We start from the raw sequence: 21,906 nt of genomic DNA on the forward strand, positions 1-21,906 counted from the left end.
AACTACAATATTTATCCTTTAGTACTAATAGCAACTTTAGGCACAACTTCTTCAACTTTATCGTCTTTAATTAAGGTTTTAGGCTTACAGCAATACACAGCTAAAGCCAAACAAAAGAGACCCACTCCTGCTGCTATTCCTGTTGCTAGTAAAGAAACTTCAAATACATATAGGCCCAATGCAAGTGCTACACAACCCGAGCCACCTACCAGAAGCGATAAAGAAGCTGCATTATAAAATTTAGTGCTTTGTGGTGCAGTATTATTTGGATCAATAGACTGGCCGACATTTGTTTGAGTATCATTTTTCCGGTCAGCTTCTTTGTTAACTGTTAAAGTCGTTGGTGCTGGCCCCGGCGCTTGACCCTCACTAATAGGTGATTGTGTAGTGACACCTCCAGCACAAGAATTATTATGCTGCTTAGTATTGACTTTTATTGCTGAATTTATAGGCTCTCCCGTATTCTCATCAATATCTTCAATAGCAGCCTCATCTCCATTAGGAAAATTAACAATGCGAACACCTAAATCACCATTGTTAACAGCGCCTGCATGTAGCACTTCTGATTCTTCATTATAAAGTGTACTTATTTGTATTGCTGCATGCTCAGCAGCTTGTTCATCATTAACAACATAATCAACCATATCACCCATAAGTTGAAGAACTTCTGGATCTATTGATTCACTCAATATAGCCTGATTATCGACTGGAGTTGACTGACCGCTTGTGCTTGTAGATGCTGAATCGTAACCAGAATCAGCAGTTTTAATATCCAACACTCTACCCTCACTACTATTATTACCTAGAGGTTCCTGAATTGGAACCTCTTTACCAATTATACTATTTTCACCATTTCCTACAAGCTCTTGTTGCTTACTATCAATACCCTTAGGTTTTAAATCCTGACTGTCACTACTAGCTGCTTGGCTTGAAGTATTAACTGTTGTAGTAGCTAATACTTCGTCTTTCCTTGCTAAATCAGATTTAATCTTACTTAAAGCACCTTCAAGATTTATAAGCTTATTAAAGTCTTCTTGAGAAATATAGCCACCTAAAATTTCCGTTACGTATTTTACCAGAGGATACAACTGTGGTGTAAAAAGCACAGTAGGGTAAGCATCACTACGCCCAAAAAATTCTTCACTCTCATGAAATTTAGTTAATATCTGTACCAATTCATTAACTTTTGATGCGCCTTCCTTAGGCGGTACACTAATTACAGCAGCTTGAACAATATTTATGTAAGTGCTTAAAGCCTTAACATCTTGAGCAATTGCTGCTTCTTCCACTAATCTTACTGCACTATCTAGCACGCTGAGTGCTGCCTGATCCTTAATCTCCTTACTTTCTAATGCACGGGTAATATCTTCACTATATTTCTTAAGCAAACATTCAATAACCGGAGAGCTTTTTGTGCTACTCAAAACAGTAGTTAGACTATTTTGAAAGAAAGCTTGTCTATTTTTATCACTTGCAAATTGAGGGTCACTTGTAGTGAGATCCAATACCCTTGTTATAAATTCTACATTTCCAATATACGCAGCAGCGTTTAAACATACATTATAAATGTTTTGTTTTTTTACTTTGCGCCCACCTTTTGCACTCTGGATACTTTGTACAACCTGTTTTCCAATTTGCTCGATTATTTTATCATTTGCTAACTCTTCTCCATAAATCTTCCGAATTTCTGGATTTTCATTTTCAGTACATTTTTTGCACAAATACTTAACAATGAGATCATGTTCCTGGCTTACTGCAGGTTCTAATAAAGTAACAAAACTTTTCTTTAATAACTCTTTTTTAGCCGGATCATTAATGCGTCTTTCAAATGCATCTAACATTACCGTAATAAATTTTTCATTTTGAACCAAAGATGCTGTTTCAAACACTCCATATAAAGAATCATTTATTTTTAATGCTTCCTCAAGATCGTTCAAAACAAGATCAATCTCTAATAAATCATATTCCTTTTTCGGTGCTATAACTGAACCTAATAGATCATATTCCTCTCTCAGTGCTATAACTGAAAAGAAGCCAATCTTGCTAAACTCGTCAAACCGTATAGACTGATTTTTTAATTTTTCATAAATCCCATCGATACTATGAAATTTTTCCATAAAAATCCCAATGCATTTTTTGCTGCCAACAAGCAAAGGTAAAAGACTTAAATTATTTTCAGCAAGAAGCACATTCTGGTATTTTTCTGTAAGCGTATCATTAGCTGCAATTGCTAAAAGCATAAGCTCTTTTACTGAGTAATCATGATTGAAACTATCTGTATTAAACTTACATCGAGAAAGTATATTTGAACATATATATTGATGGTCACTTCTTTTAAAATTGGATTGAAGATCATCTAATTCCCAATCGAATTGTTGTAAGCAGAAATTTTTGAAATTTTCAGCATCCAAATCAGTAACATAAGCATCTTCATAGTCTCGTAATTTTTCTATAATTTCATCAATTTCTTCATAATCTCCACCTTTTGCTTTGTTGAGAACATCGGTTATTTTATCAAAAGTGAGACCTTTAGGAGTAATAACAAATGAACCCTTAGCATTACTACCTTCTACAATAGCTGACTTTGGTTCATTTGTGAAGTATTCATACGATTGATCAACAGTAAATGAATCAGTCATAGCTTGACTGTCCGGCTGGCTTGTTAAATTTGGATCTAATGGAGAACTCAGTTTAGTTGCTGAATTGAGCTCTTCTTGTTGAGTTTCCTCGCTTAAATCGACAAAGCTATCTACTGAACTAGCCATAGCTTGATTGTCCGGCTGGTCTGTTAAATTTTGATCTAAAGAATTATTCATGTATTACCTCGCTCATAAATGGCGTTAATTTAGTATATCTCTAAACAAGAATGCTGTCAAGTAAAATGCAATATTAGATTGTGATATTGCTAAGTAAATTGTTTAACCTTTTAGCAAATAAGCTAGCATCATCCATCTCTTCACCTTCGGTAATACAAGCTTGATAGAACAATAGGTGCACCATATCCTCCAGCGTGGAGCTTTCACCACTTTCAGCATGTGAATTCATTATGGTTTTTATTATAGGATGCTTAGTGTTAATTTCCAGAACTTTCGGAGTGCGATAATTTAGTTGCTTTTGCTCACGCAAGAAACGTTCCATACGGAGGTCCATAGCACCTTCCTCAACTGCCAAACATACTGGACTGTCAGTCAATTTTTTAGAAATTTTTACGCTTTTTACTAAATTTCCTAATACGTTAGTGAAATATTGTATTATAGAGTCTGTATCTTCTTTAGATTCCTCTGTGTCGGACTGACTTTCTTCGTCTTTTTTGTCGTCATTAGAGGAGAATTTTTCTAAATCAACATCTGCGCGCGTGACAGACTTAATTTTCTTGTCTTTGTATTCATTGATAACACTGGTCCAGAAATCATCAACTGGATCAATAAACAATAACACTTCTAACCCCTTACTAATGAACCCTTCAAGTTGCGGACTATTTTTCACTGACTCAAGGCTGTTACCAGTAAGATAATAGATGTGTTCCTGCTCAGGCTTCATTCTGCTTATATAATCGTCAATGCTGACTAACTTATCACCGTTTGTGCTGTGGAATCTGCAAGCGGCAAGCAATGCTTCTCTCTCGTCAGTTGGCATAGCTTCACACAGACCCTCTTTTAAAACTGCACCAAAATTAGTCCAGAATTTTGTATATTCCTCCAAATCCTCTTTTGCTTTTTTATTCAGTTCTAATACCACGCGTTTAGTGAGAGATTTTCTGATTTGCTCAACAACACGGTTATTCTGCAAAGTTTCTCTGCTAATATTCAAAGGTAGGTCCGGTGAATCAACAACTCCTTTTAAAAAGCGCAAATATTGCGGTATAATTTGTACATTATCTTCAGTAATAAAAACTTTATTCACATACAGTTTAACAGAGCAGCGTCTATCTGGATGAAATAAATCAAAAGGTTTAATAGAAGGAACGTAAAGCAAGTTTGTATATTCTATTGCACCTTCATTTTTGTTATGTAATATCATACAAGGCTCACCACCAACGTGTGCAACACCACGGAAAAAGTCATTATGTTCTTCTTGGGTCACTTCATTTTTAGGTTTTGTCCAAATTGCAGCCTTGCTATTTAATTTTTCATTCTCTCCTTTTTCATTTACAAATTCAACAGGAAAATTGATATGATCAGAGTATGTAGTAACGATGTTCTCAACGCGAAATTTATCTAAAAATTCATTTTCTTCAGGGCGCATAATCAACGTAATTTTCGTTCCTCGAAGAATTTGATCATCCAGTGCACTAATTGAATACTCACCATCTCCTTTTGACTTCCATACCCAAGATTCTTCTTCCCCTGCTTTTCGTGACTCAACTATAACTTCTGAAGCAACCATAAAGCTTGAGTAAAAACCAACGCCAAATTTGCCAATCAGTTCTACAGCTTGGCTTGAATCTTTATTATTCTTTATTGCATCCAAAAATTTCTGTGTGCCAGAGCTTGCAATTGTACCAAGATTGTCTATTAAATCCTGCCTATTCATTCCAATGCCATTGTCGGTAATATATAGTGCGTTTTTATCTTTATCAGAACTAATGGTAATTTTTAATTCATCACTTGAGTCAATAAGGTTTGGATTCAATTGAGATTCATAACGCAACTTGTCGCACGCATCTGATGCATTTGATATTAACTCACGTAAAAAAATATCTTTATTGGTATATAAAGAGTGAATAACTATATTTAATACCTTACCTACTTCAGCATCAAATTTTAAATTCTCAGTTTTTTGTACGTCGTGCATTTTGAACTCCGTTATTTATTTTGTAACCATAGTAGATTTAAGCATTGGCATGAGAATTTTCAAGATCGCACTGTAAATGATAGCTAATGATAATTAACTGTTAATAACGATTTGTTATAATGTAAATCCGTTTTATTAAAGGAGCAATAACTATGCAACAAGGCTATCTTACTGCAGAAAATATTAAAAAGTATGATTTTTCAGATATTTCAGCTATTAATCCATATAAAGCCAAATTTGGGTTTGAGCTGAGCAATGGTGCAAAATGTGATTTAGATGGAGATATATTAAGTTGCACATATAGTGCTAAAAGTAATAACCCGTTCCACCGGCCAGCTGGTAATTCAGATGAAGATTATAGATTTATGGACGAAATTCGGTTGGAAGGGATCAAATTGAAAAAAGCACCACAAATTAACTGTCCTGCAAATGACCCAGAAAAGTGTTTATTGAATAAATTAAAGTTTACGTTTAATGGTAAAGTGGAATATAAGGCTCTGTATCCAACTTATTCAAATACTATAGGTGAGGTAAGCACAACTACCAATGCCAATGGAATCTCCACTGTATACGTAAAAAATTTTTCTGAAAAAACTAATACTAAGGAGATTGATGAAACCAACAAAGGTATTTTTAGCTTCGTTGATGTTGAAAAAGGTGGAACACAAGCAATAATAAAATTCGAGGAAGATACTTTTCGTGTGCAAAATCAAGGATTTGGCAATCTAGGTAGTAGGTTTATTATCGAAAGTGTAGAGCAACCTGTAAAGAAAATTACTGAAAAAGATGCAACACTGGAATATGAAGACACATATCAGGTGGTGTACCAAATAGAACCAGACTCTCCTCAACATAACTTGGAGATTAGCGTGATATAACGTATCCATTCAGCCGGGCGGTAAAATAAAGAGTAGACAAGGAATGCTAAAAAGGTAAACTAGAGTGGCTGTGAGGTAATATGGTTGATCTTTTAGAATTTTGCGAAAGTTTAAGCAGACTATAGAAAAGTTAGAAACAAAAATAGAAGAGCTTAAAGCAGAAAATAAAGCGCTAAGGATCGAAAACGCTGAGTTAAAAGAAAGGCTTGGCTTAAATTCAAAAAATTCATCTATACCAAGCTCCAAAGAATTATATAAGATGAGGGAAAATAAGCCAAAAAGTGACAGGAAAGTAGGAGCACAGGTTGGACATAAAGGCAGTTACCGCCCTAAAATGGAGGCAGATGAGATGGTAAAAATAGAACTGCCCAATACGTGTGAGTGCGGAGGAGAAATTGCGGTATCAAAAGATCCGTATACTCATCAAAAGGTCGATTTGCCGGAAATCAAGCCGTATGTAGTTGAATATCAACTAGAGCATGGACGTTGCAAAAGATGTGGAAAAAGAAAAAGTAGCAAGCTACAAGAAGGAGTAACTGCGGACACATTTGGTCCAAGAGTTAAGTCAGTAATTGCAGCATTAAGTGGATTTTACAAGAATTCGAAAAAAGAAGTGGCAAATATTATAAAGGACATTTTCAACCTGGATATCAGCGTCGGTAGTGTATCAAATAGCGAGGCTAGAGTGGCAGAAAAATGCCAAGAAGCATATGAGCAAATTGAGGAAGAGGTAAGCAAGAGCAAAATTTTACATATCGATGAAACTAGCCATTACAACAAAGGTAAACAGGGCTGGTGCTGGATGTTTGCGAGCAAAATAGGAAGTGTGATCAAATTGACAGAGTCAAGAGGGATGAAAGTCCTGGAAAATAGTAAATTTGGAAAGAATAACAACCTAGTAGTGACCGACAGATATGCAGCTTACAACTACTTTTCCAGCAAGAAAAGGCAGGTCTGTTGGGCACATTTAGCAAGAGATTTTGAAAGGTTGTCTCATAGTTGGAATAGCGAAGTGAAAGTTTTGGGGTATTATTTAAGGAATGTTGCTACTGAATTATTTGCATTGAAAAAAGCTCTGTTAAAGGATGAAATAGACACATTAAGGTTCATAAGAAGAGCAAGAAAATTACGCAAGCGAACGAGATATTACTTAAAGAATATATCAAATTTACCCGAGGCAATTGGAGCGTCTCGAGTAGCAAAAAATATCATGAAATCGGATCTGATGATGTGGAAATTTTTGGACGATCCAGAAAATATTCCACTGACAAACAACTATGCTGAGCGACAGATTCGGCATTACGTTGTTTACCGAAAAGTTTCATATTTTACACAATCGAAACGGGGAAATATGTTTCTTGAGAGGATAATTTCATTGTACTTGACTTGGAGGCAAAAGAAGTTAAATCCTTTTCAAAACCTACTGGCTATTGCTTCTTAAGCCATACACCTGAATGGATACGATTATCATTAATACATTATCAGAAATTAAAGAAATGCAAGAGTTTGCAAATGAAATGGCAGGTTTTACACAGACAAAAAATGAAGAGAAAACACAACAGACAGAAATTCCTCCTATAAACTCTACTACAGATAGAAAAAATTCGCATGTTCAAAACCATGGTAGTACTGCTACACAGTCCTGTAAGGAAGGTTCTGACGATAGCACTAAAGAGCACAAAGCACTAAGTGATGATCCGCAAACATCTGAAGAATCATTAAATTCTGTTAATGTACATAATGATAAGAGCAATCAAAATTGTACAGCACCAATTATGCAGTCAACAAACGAATTAGCACAAGAACAATCTACCAGTAGCGTTACTGATGATGATTCATTACATGAAACAGGATCTATAAATTATTTCATTCCTAATATAAGCGGTAAAAATGATAATAACAGTAGCAGTCTTTTTACTCCACAAAACAGCAAAAGAAAATACTATGTTGCTTGTGCAGTAGCTGGCTTGTTAGTAGGTGTAGGCACAGGTTTCTTAATAGGCGGCCCACAAGGAGCTGTCATTGGTGCTATTATCGTATTGTTGTGTATAGCTGCTTATTATGGCATTGCAAAATCTTGTTGCTCAACCACATTTAATGATACACATGTCACTCAGCAAGGATCTCAGCCAGGGCTTAGTAAATCACCTTAAGTTGTAGGGCGGGACAAAAACCTACCGCCCAATGTCACCCGGCTTTGTTGCATCGTTCAGGTAAAAAGAACTGGCAGTGACTGACGGATTCAACTTTTTTTGACCCTGGATACTATGACTTGATCCATAAGTGTACGAACATCGCATTTTAGGCCAGTTACCCACAAAAGGGTATCATACCAGTGCTCACCCTTTGTTACCCCAGTGCTCGACACTGAGGTCCAGTAAAAAGGATATCATTTTTTAATTACTACTAATAATTGAATTTTTATGTATATTTTTTCTCATCTATGCCTACAAGAATGTTTACGTTACATTAACATTTTTGTCAACGAATTACTTGACCTTTACAAGGATAACAAGAAAGACTGCATAGGTGTCATTCTAGCGCTTGACGCTAGAATAGCTTTATTGCATCGCTCTTTGGATAGGAGGCAATGCATAATAAATTCATGAAGCTATCTCAAATTTAGCCATGCCTATTTCAGTAAATTTGTTCAGCAAATAACACTTGAGTAGCATTTCTTTCTCACGGTTAATCTCAGATTTGTTCCTAAAACTAAACCCAAATGTTTGCTTCAGTCGCGAGAAAAAACTTTCTATATAAGATCTCTTCCCATAATTTATCTCTTTTTTCCACTTCTTCATACCATCTTCACCATATGACTTTATGAGCTTGATTGTAGAATTTCTCTCAGCCATATAATCCAGCTTTGGATGCTCCACTGCATTGTTTTGCAGAGGAATTTTTGTCTTTATGCCAAGCTCATTGCACAATTTGTATAACTTCTTTCGATTATATGCTCTGTCTGCATATAGTGTGCTTATATTGTATTTAGCATTAGCCCTTGCAATAAGATCACAGGCTCCATAGTGGTCAGAATAAACTCCACTACTGTATTTTGCAGCTATGACTTTTTTGCTACCTATCTCCAGCATTACATGCAATTTTCTTGTTTGCTTATAGCCACGGTACTTTCTATCTGTACCGTTTGCCTTACTATGGCCTGGAATATTATTGTAGATGCTTATTCCAGTGCTATCTATGGCGATCTCAATATTTTCCATACTGTTTTTATCATGTCTTCGATCATTAATTTTTAAGTTAAGCTTTTTGAATCTTCTGGAAGCCTGGGAATAGCTGATAACTTGCAAATTTTTTCCTATTTGCTCAAGGTATCCCGCTATAAACCCCACCGTTTGTCTTAGGCCTATTCTAAACAAATAAGTTATTATGTGAATTAGAATTACGACTTTATCACTATAAATATTGTTGCCACCGGCCATTTTGGGACTTTTTTCGTACCAATTTTCTATGGCATCGTTGACGTAATAAAAAATATTTCCTCTTTCTTGGAGAAATTTGTTATATTCGTAGCAGTTACTGACTTTCATTTTGACTGGCATATTTTTCCTTTGTCGGTTAAATGCCTGTTTATAATGAATTTCATCAGTAACTGCCAGTTCTTTTTACTTTAGCTATGCAACAAAGCCATTGCCTCCACACTTTATTACACCTCTTACGTATGAAAGGATTTGTCTTTTACCCAACTCACTTGTTGACCTAAGATAGCGCCCAGTTAGCACAGTTAAAGGGCTTTTTTTATACATTGCACTTGCTGTACTATCGCTAGAAACACCATTTGGATCCGCTCCCGCTTTTACTAATTCTATTATTCTCCTTATATTGATAGAGTTTTCAGAACACGATGATACTAATATGTTAGTAATTCTACCATCAAACCTTTGCTCTCCAGCTACTCTTTCCTTCTTACTATTTGCCAGATACTTTACAATCATTGATAATAGTTCTATATTGCAACTTCTTTCAGCAATGGTAAACATACTATCACCATTTTTGTCTTCCAAAAGTGGATCTGCACCTTTATGTAACAAATAGCTAATGGTATCTGCATCATCACAGTTTCCATTAACATAATTTCTGACTACTATGGTTAATATACTTTTACCGTTAATCCTGTTCGTTCCATTGATATCTGCACCATTGTCCAAACTACGCGCGATAGAATCTTTGGTTAATGTACAAAATCCAAAAGTTAAAAAGTCAGTTTCTACTACTTTATCATTATTAATTAGCATAATTATCCTCACAGCCTAAAACGCTTCTTATACTATAAATAATGCTTTATGTAAAATACTAATTCTTGATTATGTGAAATATTTATCTGCTTTTATCGTCAGCAATAAACCTATGCATATTAAGCTCGCAGCAGTTGTGCTACCCCCATAAGAAAGAAAGGGTAGAGGATCACCTATTACCGGTAAAAGTCCTATTGTCATTCCGAGATTGATTAGAAAATGAGCACTAAAAAAAGCAAAAACTCCAATGGATACCAGCTTAGAAAAATGATTTTTTGATTGATAAGCAATGGAAAGTATTATAGAAAGCAACGTAGTATATAGTAAAATCAAAGTCATACTACCCAAAAATCCCCACTCTTCGCTCAGCACTGCAAAAGCAAAATCTGTATGCCTCTCTGGCAAAAATCCAAGCTGCGTTTGGCTTCCATTTACAAAACCTTTACCCAACATTCCTCCAGAACCTATAGCTATTTGAGATTGTTGTGCGTTATAGCCTATACCAAGTGGATCAACTGAGTTATCTAGAAATGATAATATTCTTTGTTTATGATAAGGGCGTAAAAAAGGCCAGATAGCCGGCACCGTAAGGCTACCTAGTGTCCCACAAATTACAACATGGGATCTTTTGATTATTACTGTCAATATAATTGATCCCCCTATAAATAGCATTATTACAGCCGTACCTAAGTTAGGCTGCTTTAACACTAAAAGTACAGGTAAGAAAATTATTACGAACGCCTTAAGCAGGGTTCGAAATTCCATTGCTTTATAAATACTTTTACCCTCAAAGTAACGAGCAAGTGCAAGTATCAAGCCCACTTTTGCAAATTCTGATGGTTGTAAACTAACTGATCCTATTCTAATCCATCTTGTTGCACCCATCACATTGGATCCAAGAAAATTTACCACTAATAATGAAATTACGGCTGCTATATAAAAGAAATAAGCGTACTTCAGATAAAAATCCAGATTAATAAATGACATGATTACAGCCAATAAAAAAAAAGCTGAAAACATGATTATCTGGTGAATTGCAAATGGCGCCCATTTTCCACCAGCAGAAGAATATTGCACAACTATGCCAATGGAAAATAGAGCAATAACATTGACTACCAATAGCCAGAATATCGTTTTCAATTTTGTTACAGTTAATATTTTTTATTATATAGTTTTACTGGCTAGAGTGAATAGAAGAAATGTTTCTCGTACTTGAAAGTTTTCGTAATCGCAATAATGTTTGTGGCCCAACTTTCTTGCTTTCTTTTTTATAGCTCGCTCCCTGAGAGAATGATCTTATTCTAAAACTACCTTCTTTCTCTCTTTCTTCTTTTAATCCAAAATCAACTTCTTTCTCTACGCGTATAAGTATTGGAACAGATGCTGTATAAACTAAAGATCTCTTATTCACATGAGAATTTTTCAATTGCAGATTCAAAGACGATCCGCTTTCTGTTTTATGATTATGATTTTGCAGATCCGTTTCTAATTTTGCGATTCTTTCCTTGTACTCAATGTCTTTCAATATGCTTCTTAGCCTTTCCGCTTCTACTTCATTTTGCTTCCTATCGTTATCCAGCTGACAACACTTTTTATTATGAGAAGATGAACTATGATGCAGTGCCATTGCTGTAAGCAAAAAACCCGCGGGGTAAGGTACTATAGCTAAAGCCTTAATCACATGTGAGAAATGCAATGCATGGCGAGCAATATTGTATTCATATAATGCATTAGAACACTCAGATACTATAGCAGACCCTACTGCAATTTTGCTGTACTTTTTGGATTGATTCTCTCTAACTTGCGCTTTTTTACTAAGTCTTTTAAACTGCTCATCCAGGTATTTCTTTTGCTTCTTATTATGCTGAATAAGTGAATAAATTAATTTTTTATCCTTAAATCCTTCAACTTTCTTGATATAGTCATATATACTTTCACCGTCATTATCTTTGATTTCAGTGTCTGCACTTTTAGCAGTCAATAGTTTCTTTGTAATATCGTAGTCATAAGCATTTTGAGATGGCTTTTCCTGATTCATTACATGTAAAACAGCTATATGTAGAGGTGTGTTTCCTTCATCATCCTGCACATTAACGAGTTTATTTAAGTACTTATCAGGGAAAGCTTCGACAGATTTTATATGTCTCTTCTTAATATCGTCAAAACTTTCATCTGTGATACCCTTTTTGTGCTTTTCTTCAATATCTTTACGGTCATCCGTTACGCCTACCAGATGTTTGTTTTCAACGGCTAAGTGTAATAGTGTTTTACCCTGTGCATTTTTATCCAATATATTTCGTACTTTAATACTTGAATTGCCTATGTCATACGCAATTACCCTTGATAAGGATATTTGCATAATATCATAATGAGCAAACTCGGCAGCTATGTGTACGAGTGTGTTGCAATCTTTACCTATATGGTTAAGAAAAGAAATATCACAATCCTGAAAAAATTCTTTTACTTTTTCGTGCTCACCTTTGGATAAATATTTCTGCGCAAGGATTTTACGAAGATGCCTAACTATTTCTTCAGCTTCTCCGTAAGATAAGCGTTGTCTCGTGCGAATTCTATTACGCAAAGTACCCATTTCTCTGCCTCCTACAATCCCCAAATCCGCCAAGTAGTCCATTGAAGTACTTTTACCGACTATAGGATATTCCTCTGCTACATTAGCACTTGTGCTCGCACCATAATTCAACATAACCCCACCTCACTTTACATAATATATTATAAGAAATATGTATCCATTCAGCCGGGCGGTAAAATAAAGAGTAGACAAGGAATGCTAAAAAGGTAAACTAGAGTGGCTGTGAGGTAATATGGTTGATCTTTTAGAATTTTGCGAAAGTTTAAGCAGACTATAGAAAAGTTAGAAACAAAAATAGAAGAGCTTAAAGCAGAAAATAAAGCGCTAAGGATCGAAAACGCTGAGTTAAAAGAAAGGCTTGGCTTAAATTCAAAAAATTCATCTATACCAAGCTCCAAAGAATTATATAAGATGAGGGAAAATAAGCCAAAAAGTGACAGGAAAGTAGGAGCACAGGTTGGACATAAAGGCAGTTACCGCCCTAAAATGGAGGCAGATGAGATGGTAAAAATAGAACTGCCCAATACGTGTGAGTGCGGAGGAGAAATTGCGGTATCAAAAGATCCGTATACTCATCAAAAGGTCGATTTGCCGGAAATCAAGCCGTATGTAGTTGAATATCAACTAGAGCATGGACGTTGCAAAAGATGTGGAAAAAGAAAAAGTAGCAAGCTACAAGAAGGAGTAACTGCGGACACATTTGGTCCAAGAGTTAAGTCAGTAATTACAGCATTAAGTGGATTTTACAAGAATTCGAAAAAAGAAGTGGCAAATATTATAAAGGACATTTTCAACCTGGATATCAGCGTCGGTAGTGTATCAAATAGCGAGGCTAGAGTGGCAGAAAAATGCCAAGAAGCATATGAGCAAATTGAGGAAGAGGTAAGCAAGAGCAAAATTTTACATATCGATGAAACTAGCCATTACAACAAAGGTAAACAGGGCTGGTGCTGGATGTTTGCGAGCAAAATAGGAAGTGTGATCAAATTGACAGAGTCAAGAGGGATGAAAGTCCTGGAAAATAGTAAATTTGGAAAGAATAACAACCTAGTAGTGACCGACAGATATGCAGCTTACAACTACTTTTCCAGCAAGAAAAGGCAGGTCTGTTGGGCACATTTAGCAAGAGATTTTGAAAGGTTGTCTCATAGTTGGAATAGCGAAGTGAAAGTTTTGGGGTATTATTTAAGGAATGTTGCTACTGAATTATTTGCATTGAAAAAAGCTCTGTTAAAGGATGAAATAGACACATTAAGGTTCATAAGAAGAGCAAGAAAATTACGCAAGCGAACGAGATATTACTTAAAGAATATATCAAATTTACCCGAGGCAATTGGAGCGTCTCGAGTAGCAAAAAATATCATGAAATCGGATCTGATGATGTGGAAATTTTTGGACGATCCAGAAAATATTCCACTGACAAACAACTATGCTGAGCGACAGATTCGGCATTACGTTGTTTACCGAAAAGTTTCATATTTTACACAATCGAAACGGGGAAATATGTTTCTTGAGAGGATAATTTCATTGTACTTGACTTGGAGGCAAAAGAAGTTAAATCCTTTTCAAAACCTACTGGCTATTGCTTCTTAAGCCATATACCTGAATGGATACAGAAATATTATATAAAAGTGAAAAATGTATTAAAGATATTGTGAAAAAATCTACAGGGTGGTTATTTAATTATTAATCAAATACTATTCTATACTGGGCCCTTGGTTAGAGCATGGAATAGTATTTGTACTACCAAGTACAGCTGAGCTTTTTTTGCTTGATTTACAGCATTCTACAATTCCAAGCACTAATATCGCAACCATAACAACTGCCATAAATACTCCTCCAATAATAGGATTACCTGTAACAAAACATGCTATTCCTGCTCCTGCTATCAGCAAAATAACCGCCATACCGCCGCCAATATAGTATTTTCTACTGCTGTTGTGTGGAGTAGAAGGATGATTGTACCCATTAGTACTTATATCTGGTTGTGCTGGTGTAGTATGATTCTGATTATTCACATTACCATGCGTGTCAGCTGGTGCAGTATGATTCTGATTATCTACATTACTATGCGTGTCAGTAGAGTCTTGTAATGCTATACCATCTGTACTTTCTACAGTAGGTTCTTCTTTCTTATTAGTTTGATCAGGGACTGAGGGTCCAAACGTTCCATGATCAGTATACATTGTACAATTTGGAAGTTTTTTGTGCAATTCTTCTATGTCTTTAAGACTGATCCGACCACACGACGACAAGCCAAGCTCCTTAAGTTCGGTAAGCGCAGTTAATGCTTTTGCACCCCTGTTTCCAAAAAAATTACCACTTAGGTCAAGATCTTGAAGATGGGAAACTTCTTTTAGGTCTGCAATTATCACTTCTATATCCTTACTACCGTGCTCACGACTACCATTATTACAGATGTTGTTTCCATTTAAATCAAGGATGCGAAGTTTAGGCATTTCTTTTAAGGTTGCAGTTATGGCTGCCGTACCTGTATTTCTAAGGTTACTCTCGCTTAAATAAAGTTCCTGAAGATTAGAAGCTTCTTTTAAGTGTTCAGCCATGGCCTTTGCACCTTCCACTTTAAAATTGTTCCTGCTTAAACTCAAGACACGAAGATTAGGGATTTCCCCCAAGTTTACAGCTATTGCTTTCACTTTTGCCACTTCTTCCACATCTTCCTCTCCTTTCATATTTTTACAACTGATGTTGTTTCCACTTAAATCAAGGGTGTGAAGCTTAAGCATTTTTTTTAACTTTACAGTTATAACCACTGTACCGTAATTTCCAATATTGTTTCCACTTAGATCAAGAACCTGCAAATGAGGAACTTCTTTTAAGTGCGTAGCTATATCTTCTGCACCTTCATATTCAATGTTATTTCCACTTAGATTAAGGACTTGTAAATGAGGAACTTCTTTTAAGCGTTTAGCTACGATTTTTGCACCTTCATTTCCAAGATTGCTGGATGTTAAATGAAGTTTTGTAATGTCAGGTCTATCTTTTAAAAAATCAAATAATGCTTCTAAAAAATTTAATAATGCTTTTTCATCCAAATCAAGCACACTACGTATATTTAAAATATAACCTTCAACGTATTGATTAAAATCCACTTTATTCCCCTACAAGAATACTATTACTAATATATAAATATTACTTAATATTTTAATTTTTGTGTATCCATTCAGGTGTATGGCTTAAGAAGCAATAGCCAGTAGGTTTTGAAAAGGATTTAACTTCTTTTGCCTCCAAGTCAAGTACAATGAAATTATCCTCTCAAGAAACATATTTCCCCGTTTCGATTGTGTAAAATATGAAACTTTTCGGTAAACAACGTAATGCCGAATCTGTCGCTCAGCATAGTTGTTTGTCAGTGGAATATTTTCTGGATCGTCCAAAAATTTCCACATCATCAGATCCGATTTCATGATATTTTTTGCTACTCGAGACGCTCCAATTGCCTCGGGTAAATTTGATATATTCTTTAAGTAATATCTCGTTCGCTTGCGTAATTTTCTTGCTCTTCTTATGAACCTTAATGTGTCTATTTCATCCTTTAACAGAGCTTTTTTCAATGCAAATAATTCAGTAGCAACATTCCTTAAATAATACCCCAAAACTTTCACTTCGCTATTCCAACTATGAGACAACCTTTCAAAATCTCTTGCTAAATGTGCCCAACAGACCTGCCTTTTCTTGCTGGAAAAGTAGTTGTAAGCTGCATATCTGTCGGTCACTACTAGGTTGTTATTCTTTCCAAATTTACTATTTTCCAGGACTTTCATCCCTCTTGACTCTGTCAATTTGATCACACTTCCTATTTTGCTCGCAAACATCCAGCACCAGCCCTGTTTACCTTTGTTGTAATGGCTAGTTTCATCGATATGTAAAATTTTGCTCTTGCTTACCTCTTCCTCAATTTGCTCATATGCTTCTTGGCATTTTTCTGCCACTCTAGCCTCGCTATTTGATACACTACCGACGCTGATATCCAGGTTGAAAATGTCCTTTATAATATTTGCCACTTCTTTTTTCGAATTCTTGTAAAATCCACTTAATGCTGTAATTACTGACTTAACTCTTGGACCAAATGTGTCTGCAGTTACTCCTTCTTGTAGCTTGCTACTTTTTCTTTTTCCACATCTTTTGCAACGTCCATGCTCTAGTTGATATTCAACTACATACGGCTTGATTTCCGGCAAATCGACCTTTTGATGAGTATACGGATCTTTTGATACCGCAATTTCTCCTCCGCACTCACACGTATTGGGCAGTTCTATTTTTACCATCTCATCTGCCTCCATTTTAGGGCGGTAACTGCCTTTATGTCCAACCTGTGCTCCTACTTTCCTGTCACTTTTTGGCTTATTTTCCCTCATCTTATATAATTCTTTGGAGCTTGGTATAGATGAATTTTTTGAATTTAAGCCAAGCCTTTCTTTTAACTCAGCGTTTTCGATCCTTAGCGCTTTATTTTCTGCTTTAAGCTCTTCTATTTTTGTTTCTAACTTTTCTATAGTCTGCTTAAACTTTCGCAAAATTCTAAAAGATCAACCATATTACCTCACAGCCACTCTAGTCTACCTTTTTAGCATTCCTTGTCTACTCTTTATTTTACCGCCCGGCTGAATGGATACAATTTTTGTCAAGATTTTAAGGTTAGCAACCAGGCTATACAAACAACGTCATCGTTAAATCCTCTATCCAAATGACCATGCACTCTATTTGTTTATCTGGATACAATTCTTGCACTAGGGTTTTGTAGGTAAGCATTTGCTTTTCTATTTCATTTAATAAAGAAGCGTGAACATTGCGATGGGATTTATAGTCAATTATAATTGCCTTATCTTCCGTTATGCAAAGCCTATCCAGTCGCACTAGCACTGGTTCATCATCTATAATACCGCTGAGTGACACCTCTGACTTGCCCTCTAAATCAAACAGATAGTCGTACTTTTCACTAAAGGCTAGTATTTTATCGTAGATTTCATTCTTATCTTCTCTGGTATTTAGACTCTCCAAGTATTTTTTTACCCAATTCTTTCTTCTTTCTTTTTTTACTTTAGGTATATATTGCAATACGCTGTGAATTATTAGACCCCTTGCGTAGCTGTCTTTCATTTCAGTGCTACTTCTTGTCGCTATAATATCCTTATTTGTCATCCCAGTACTAGATTCTATGTCATTCCAGCGCGTGACGCTGGAATCCACGTTCTGGATCCCAGTATCAAGTACTGGGATGACAGAGTTAGGTATTGCTATAGATAAACGCTGAAACAACTCTAATAAGTTAGGAGGAATTAAAGTCACAGGAGTGTCAAAATAGTCACGCTTCTTATAAATGTCAGGGTAGTGTGCATTGATGCACAACACTTCGGCTTTCTCTTTGAATATTGGCTGTAAATCTTTATATTGTTTTTTATATGGTTCACCATATTGAGTGATTAAATCATACCAAGAGCCTTTTTGCACCGGTTCTTTACTCAAAATATATAGCTCATCCTCAGCACGCGTGAGAGCCACATAGAGTAAACGTAAATATTCATTATAATCCTCAATTTTTTTCTCTCTTTTTACTTGATCACAATATGCATTGCTATTTTTTCCACACCAAAATGGCATTTCTGCTGCATCAAAGATAATGCTCTCATTGCTTCGTGGCACCGTATTTGTATCAACTAGAAACACTATAGGAGCTTGCAGACCTTTTGATTTATGAATCGTCATTATCCTCACTGCATTGCGCTCTGATTGCATGTCATTTTTAACTTCTGGGTTATTTTCTTTAATCCACTGAACGAATACTTGCAAAGATGGATTTTCAAACTGCAGCACAAGGTGCATAAATTCATCTAAAATTTCAAAGCATTCAAGACCAAGCCTTGCAGCGAATTTCTTCTTACCAGTTCGCAGTATATGCGAAAATAATACAAGAGGGGATTCTCTACTGGACAGGTCAATGAGGTTGTTCAACTCGCTGTAAATGCCTTCAGAATAATGTTCTAGCCTATTCCACAGTGATTGCTCTTTGCGATCATATGCAATATTAAACAAATCATCTTCAGTAAAATTAAATAGCGGTGACTTTAAGACATTTGCAAGAGCTAAGTCATTTGCTGGCAGGAGTAAAAACTCAGCCAATGCGATTAAATCCTGAACAGCTATATAGTCCATAATTTTAAAATAATCCCGCCCTACAACTGGAACATTGGCTTTTTTGAGCTCACTTATTATGTAATCAATCAGCACATTTCTCTGTCGCACAAGAATCATGATGTCTTTTGGCTCTATATGGCGATCTTTAGCAACTAAAATGCGTCCTTCACTCAACCAATTGTGAATTTTTCCTGCTATTGCCTGAGCAAGTAACCGATCCGCTACGAAATGGCCTTCTCTGCATGTAAGGTGAGTCTTTAAAGCTTGCTGCACCTCTTCATTCTGCTTTGGTAATGCTGGCCAAATTTCAACGTAACCTTGATCACTCTCTCTGTGCGGTATATGTTTTATTTCATTATCGTTAAAGGATATTTCCTCACGGAAGTTGCAAAGTATTCTATCTACCAACATTAAAATCTCAGGAGCTGAGCGAAAGGATTTTTCGAGCTGGCACGATATCAATTCAGTTTTTGTATAAAAATATTCTTGTATATAATTAAACAAGTAAGGATTTGCTCCCTGAAATCTGTAAATAGATTGCTTGACATCGCCAACTACAAACAAGGTGCGTTTTTCCTCGCCACCAGCAAAAAATTCATCGCAGAGGTGGGTGATAATTTTCCATTGATTTATGCTATTGTCCTGTGCCTCATCAACTAAAATATGGTCTATTTTTTGATCTAAATTGAATAATACCCAATCTTTATAGTCTTGATTGCCTAAGAGGCCCATTGCTAAATCAATTATGTCGTTATAATCAAGTAGAGCATTTTTTGCTTTTTCATCACTATAAAGCCTGAAGTATACTTTGAATATCTTGAGTAAATTGCTAGCTCTCTTGAATATTTGATAAGAATTTGTATCTCTTATGTAGGTAAAAACCACATTCTGAATACTATTGATTATTTGTTCTGCATCAGGAAATTTTTCCAATGTACCCTTCGTTATAATGGATGATATGCTCTTTTTTTCGTTTGATTCTAGTTTAAGAAAGACTTTGGCTAAGTTCTCTATCTTGATGTCATTCGAATAGCTGACATCGGAATCCATAAGTATTTTACCATAACTTTGATCTCTTTTACTGCCCCTATTTAGTATTTCAGCAAATCTTTTAACTTGCTCAAATACTTCCTCTGGCAGATCACGCACTTCATCTGGAGCATTGAGCTTCTCTTTTATGTATTCCAAATCGCTTACTGGTCTTTTTGCGCATAATGTATAAAGCAAATCACGTAATTTATTTTCGTCAATTTCAGTGGCAACAGAGTTGATATCATCCTGTATATCCTCATCATGTAACACTTTATCAAATACAAGTGAATGCAACTCTCTACATTCATTCAGCGTACAATTTGGAGCAATTCCAGCTTCTACAGGAAAGCTTGAGATTAATTTATAACAAAAAGCATGGATTGTCTGAATAGTTAAACCAAGGTTTTCCAGCTCAGAGAAAAGCCTTCTTGCTTTGTCTTCAATCTTACTGGATCCCAGCGTCATGCACTGGGATGACATAGTGTGGTGTTGGGGTGACGGGGTAAAGTGTTGAGATGGCAGGGCAGGGTATTGAGATGATAGAGTTGGACGTTGAGATGACGGAGTAGGGTACGTAGTATGCTGAGGCAATAGGGTAGGGCGCAGAGAAGTTTGTTGGGATGAGAGAATAGTGGAGAGGCCCAACTGTTCTAAAGATGCAATTAACTCATTATCAGAGCATACCGCCCATTTGCTTAAAGTATTGTGAATTCTACTCTCCATTTCATTTGCTGCAGCATTGGTAAATGTTAAGCAAAGTATATTTTTTCTACCCTCTAGTAAAAGTCTTAATACTCTATCTATTAAAATCTTTGTCTTACCTGTACCAGCAGATGCACTTACCCATGCAGAAAAATTTGGATTTATGGCTCTTACTCTCATTAAAAAAAGTAGAAAAACAGTATAAAAGTTGACCAAAATGACATTATAAATATAATGTAAAAGTAATTTCAGTGAAAATATACAATGAAAAGTTTTTGTGTGAAAGCACCAGCAAAAATTAATCTTTTTTTGCACGTTGTAGATAAAAAAGAAACGGGATATCATGTAATAGAAGGTTTATTTGTATTTGCCAATCTTGCTAATTTTTTAGAGATAAAAGTAGGAGAAAAGGAGTCCAAGTATGACAATTCTATGGTTGAGTTTGTAAATTCTGAATCTAAGATAGATAGACAATATAATACTATAACAAAAGCAGTGAATCTACTGCTTCGATACGCTCCACAGCGCACTAAAGTTTCCATAAAGGTAGTAAAAAATATACCAACTGCTGCAGGCTTAGGTAGCGGATCCTCTGATGCTGGAGCTGTTATACGTACACTTGGAAAATTTTGGGGAGTTGATATGCCAGCTTTAAATGAAATAGCTTTAAGTGTTGGCTCTGATGTTCCAGCAAGCGTAGAAAGTAAGCCGGCTTTTGTTACTGGTATTGGTGATGAACTATACCACATCAAAAATTTTTCCTTGCCAACTAATATAGTGCTCATAAAGCCGAAGAAGAAGTTTTTAAGTACACCAGAAGTATTTTCCAAGCATGATGGAAATTTTTCCCAATCAATTAAATGGAATACTGAAGCTGAGAAAAACTTATCAAAATTTATTAAAGAAGTAAAAAATGATCTCCAAGAAATAGCAATAAGTCTTGTCCCTGAAGTAAAAGATGTGATATCATCACTGGAGTCACAAAAGGGCTGCATACTTTCTCGTATGTCAGGCAGTGGTACAACATGCTTTGGCATGTTTGATAATAAAGAAAATGCAAAAGCTGCTGCAGTTCGAATAAGAGAGCAGCAGCCAGAATGGTGGGTGTGCGACACTCAGTTAATAGTTTAATTTATGAATATAACCCCTTCAATTCTAGAAAATAAAAATCTTATCAATAGTTATAAAGAAGGAAAATTTCTAGTGAATGATAAAGAGTATTGTAGCTGTATTATAGTTTTTCCCGAGAAGGTGATTGAATTAAAAAAAGTTGACATTGATAATCAAAAACATTTTGAGTCTTTTTTAACAAAAGAAGTAGAAATTTTGTTAATAGGCACAGGTAAAACGCGAAATACGCCAAACCCATCAGTCAAAGCTTATTTAATGGAACGAAAAGGTCTGAATTTTGAATTTATGACAACAGACGCTGCATGCAGAACTCATAACGTTTTAATATTAGAAGATAGGTTTGTAGTGAGTTACCTGGTAGCCTTATAGT

The 21,906-nt window shown here is 35.7% G+C and carries 12 protein-coding genes and 3 pseudogenes; 6 read left to right on the top strand and 9 right to left on the bottom strand.

The annotated features are described in order from the left end of the window. Positions 1 to 11: 11 nt before the first annotated feature. Together HF197_RS00960 and htpG are read right to left on the bottom strand one after the other, a co-directional pair. A complete protein-coding gene (locus tag HF197_RS00960) occupies positions 12 to 2,816 on the bottom strand; it encodes a host RNA manipulator TomO (RefSeq protein WP_168463918.1) in 2,805 nt (934 codons plus the stop codon). A gap of 73 nt (positions 2,817 to 2,889) precedes the next feature. Continuing rightward, complete coding sequence (htpG, locus tag HF197_RS00965) at positions 2,890 to 4,794, bottom strand: molecular chaperone HtpG (RefSeq protein WP_168463919.1); 1,905 nt, start codon at positions 4,792 to 4,794, stop codon at positions 2,890 to 2,892. A gap of 152 nt (positions 4,795 to 4,946) precedes the next feature. Between htpG and HF197_RS00970 the strand changes: the two genes are divergently transcribed. The 3 genes and pseudogenes from HF197_RS00970 to HF197_RS00980 all read left to right on the top strand — a co-directional run bounded on the left by HF197_RS00970 (position 4,947) and on the right by HF197_RS00980 (position 7,825). Continuing rightward, positions 4,947 to 5,672: a hypothetical protein gene (locus HF197_RS00970; RefSeq protein ID WP_168463920.1), complete on the top strand. Its 726-nt coding sequence runs from the start codon at positions 4,947 to 4,949 to the stop codon at positions 5,670 to 5,672. 80 nt (positions 5,673 to 5,752) lie between these two features. Further along, positions 5,753 to 7,113 (top strand): annotated as a pseudogene (gene tnpC / locus HF197_RS00975) (IS66 family transposase). A 13-nt stretch (positions 7,114 to 7,126) separates the two neighbouring features. Then, positions 7,127 to 7,825: a hypothetical protein gene (locus HF197_RS00980; protein WP_168463921.1), complete on the top strand. Its 699-nt coding sequence runs from the start codon at positions 7,127 to 7,129 to the stop codon at positions 7,823 to 7,825. Positions 7,826 to 8,275: 450 nt separating this feature from the next. Here the strand turns inward: HF197_RS00980 and HF197_RS00985 are convergent, their stop codons facing one another. The 4 genes from HF197_RS00985 to HF197_RS01000 form a co-directional block, all read right to left on the bottom strand. Next, positions 8,276 to 9,232 (bottom strand): IS5 family transposase, encoded by a 957-nt coding sequence (locus tag HF197_RS00985; protein WP_168463922.1) that lies wholly within the window; start codon positions 9,230 to 9,232, stop codon positions 8,276 to 8,278. Between the two features lie 72 nt (positions 9,233 to 9,304). After that, positions 9,305 to 9,925, bottom strand: coding sequence for an ankyrin repeat domain-containing protein (locus HF197_RS00990; protein ID WP_168463923.1), 621 nt, complete (start codon positions 9,923 to 9,925; stop codon positions 9,305 to 9,307). Positions 9,926 to 9,994: 69 nt separating this feature from the next. Continuing rightward, positions 9,995 to 11,083, bottom strand: coding sequence for a rod shape-determining protein RodA (gene rodA, locus HF197_RS00995; RefSeq protein WP_168464857.1), 1,089 nt, complete (start codon positions 11,081 to 11,083; stop codon positions 9,995 to 9,997). Between the two features lie 16 nt (positions 11,084 to 11,099). Further along, positions 11,100 to 12,629, bottom strand: coding sequence for a hypothetical protein (locus tag HF197_RS01000; protein ID WP_168463924.1), 1,530 nt, complete (start codon positions 12,627 to 12,629; stop codon positions 11,100 to 11,102). Positions 12,630 to 12,747: 118 nt separating this feature from the next. Here HF197_RS01000 and tnpC (HF197_RS01005) point away from each other — a divergent pair. Further along, positions 12,748 to 14,108: pseudogene (gene tnpC / locus HF197_RS01005) on the top strand (IS66 family transposase). Positions 14,109 to 14,212: 104 nt separating this feature from the next. Here tnpC (HF197_RS01005) and HF197_RS01010 read toward each other — a convergent pair. The 3 genes and pseudogenes from HF197_RS01010 to HF197_RS01020 all read right to left on the bottom strand — a co-directional run bounded on the left by HF197_RS01010 (position 14,213) and on the right by HF197_RS01020 (position 20,585). Beyond that, on the bottom strand, positions 14,213 to 15,628 hold the full coding sequence (locus HF197_RS01010) for a leucine-rich repeat domain-containing protein (RefSeq protein WP_168463925.1): 1,416 nt from the start codon (positions 15,626 to 15,628) through the stop codon (positions 14,213 to 14,215). Positions 15,629 to 15,712: 84 nt separating this feature from the next. Continuing rightward, a pseudogene (tnpC, locus tag HF197_RS01015) lies at positions 15,713 to 17,073 on the bottom strand (IS66 family transposase). A 113-nt stretch (positions 17,074 to 17,186) separates the two neighbouring features. Then, on the bottom strand, positions 17,187 to 20,585 hold the full coding sequence (locus HF197_RS01020; protein WP_168464858.1) for a UvrD-helicase domain-containing protein: 3,399 nt from the start codon (positions 20,583 to 20,585) through the stop codon (positions 17,187 to 17,189). Between the two features lie 84 nt (positions 20,586 to 20,669). Here HF197_RS01020 and HF197_RS01025 point away from each other — a divergent pair, with 84 nt between their 5' ends. Together HF197_RS01025 and HF197_RS01030 are read left to right on the top strand one after the other, a co-directional pair. Continuing rightward, a complete protein-coding gene (locus HF197_RS01025) occupies positions 20,670 to 21,536 on the top strand; it encodes a 4-(cytidine 5'-diphospho)-2-C-methyl-D-erythritol kinase (protein WP_168463926.1) in 867 nt (288 codons plus the stop codon). A 3-nt stretch (positions 21,537 to 21,539) separates the two neighbouring features. Then, complete coding sequence (locus HF197_RS01030; RefSeq protein ID WP_168463927.1) at positions 21,540 to 21,905, top strand: Mth938-like domain-containing protein; 366 nt, start codon at positions 21,540 to 21,542, stop codon at positions 21,903 to 21,905. Position 21,906: the final 1 nt, after the last annotated feature.

The organism is Wolbachia endosymbiont of Ctenocephalides felis wCfeT (assembly GCF_012277295.1).
Taxonomy (GTDB): Bacteria; Pseudomonadota; Alphaproteobacteria; order Rickettsiales; family Anaplasmataceae; genus Wolbachia.

Bases quoted from the DNA above. Each gene is read 5' to 3' on its own strand.
- HF197_RS00980 (WP_168463921.1), top strand. From the start codon at position 7,127: ATGGATACGATTATCATTAATACATTATCAGAAATTAAAGAAATGCAA.
- HF197_RS01020 (WP_168464858.1), bottom strand. From the start codon at position 20,585: ATGAGAGTAAGAGCCATAAATCCAAATTTTTCTGCATGGGTAAGTGCA.
- htpG (WP_168463919.1), bottom strand. From the start codon at position 4,794: ATGCACGACGTACAAAAAACTGAGAATTTAAAATTTGATGCTGAAGTA.
- HF197_RS00990 (WP_168463923.1), bottom strand. From the start codon at position 9,925: ATGCTAATTAATAATGATAAAGTAGTAGAAACTGACTTTTTAACTTTT.
- HF197_RS01030 (WP_168463927.1), top strand. From the start codon at position 21,540: ATGAATATAACCCCTTCAATTCTAGAAAATAAAAATCTTATCAATAGT.
- HF197_RS00970 (WP_168463920.1), top strand. From the start codon at position 4,947: ATGCAACAAGGCTATCTTACTGCAGAAAATATTAAAAAGTATGATTTT.
- HF197_RS01000 (WP_168463924.1), bottom strand. From the start codon at position 12,629: ATGTTGAATTATGGTGCGAGCACAAGTGCTAATGTAGCAGAGGAATAT.
- HF197_RS00960 (WP_168463918.1), bottom strand. From the start codon at position 2,816: ATGAATAATTCTTTAGATCAAAATTTAACAGACCAGCCGGACAATCAA.
- HF197_RS00985 (WP_168463922.1), bottom strand. From the start codon at position 9,232: ATGCCAGTCAAAATGAAAGTCAGTAACTGCTACGAATATAACAAATTT.
- HF197_RS01025 (WP_168463926.1), top strand. From the start codon at position 20,670: ATGAAAAGTTTTTGTGTGAAAGCACCAGCAAAAATTAATCTTTTTTTG.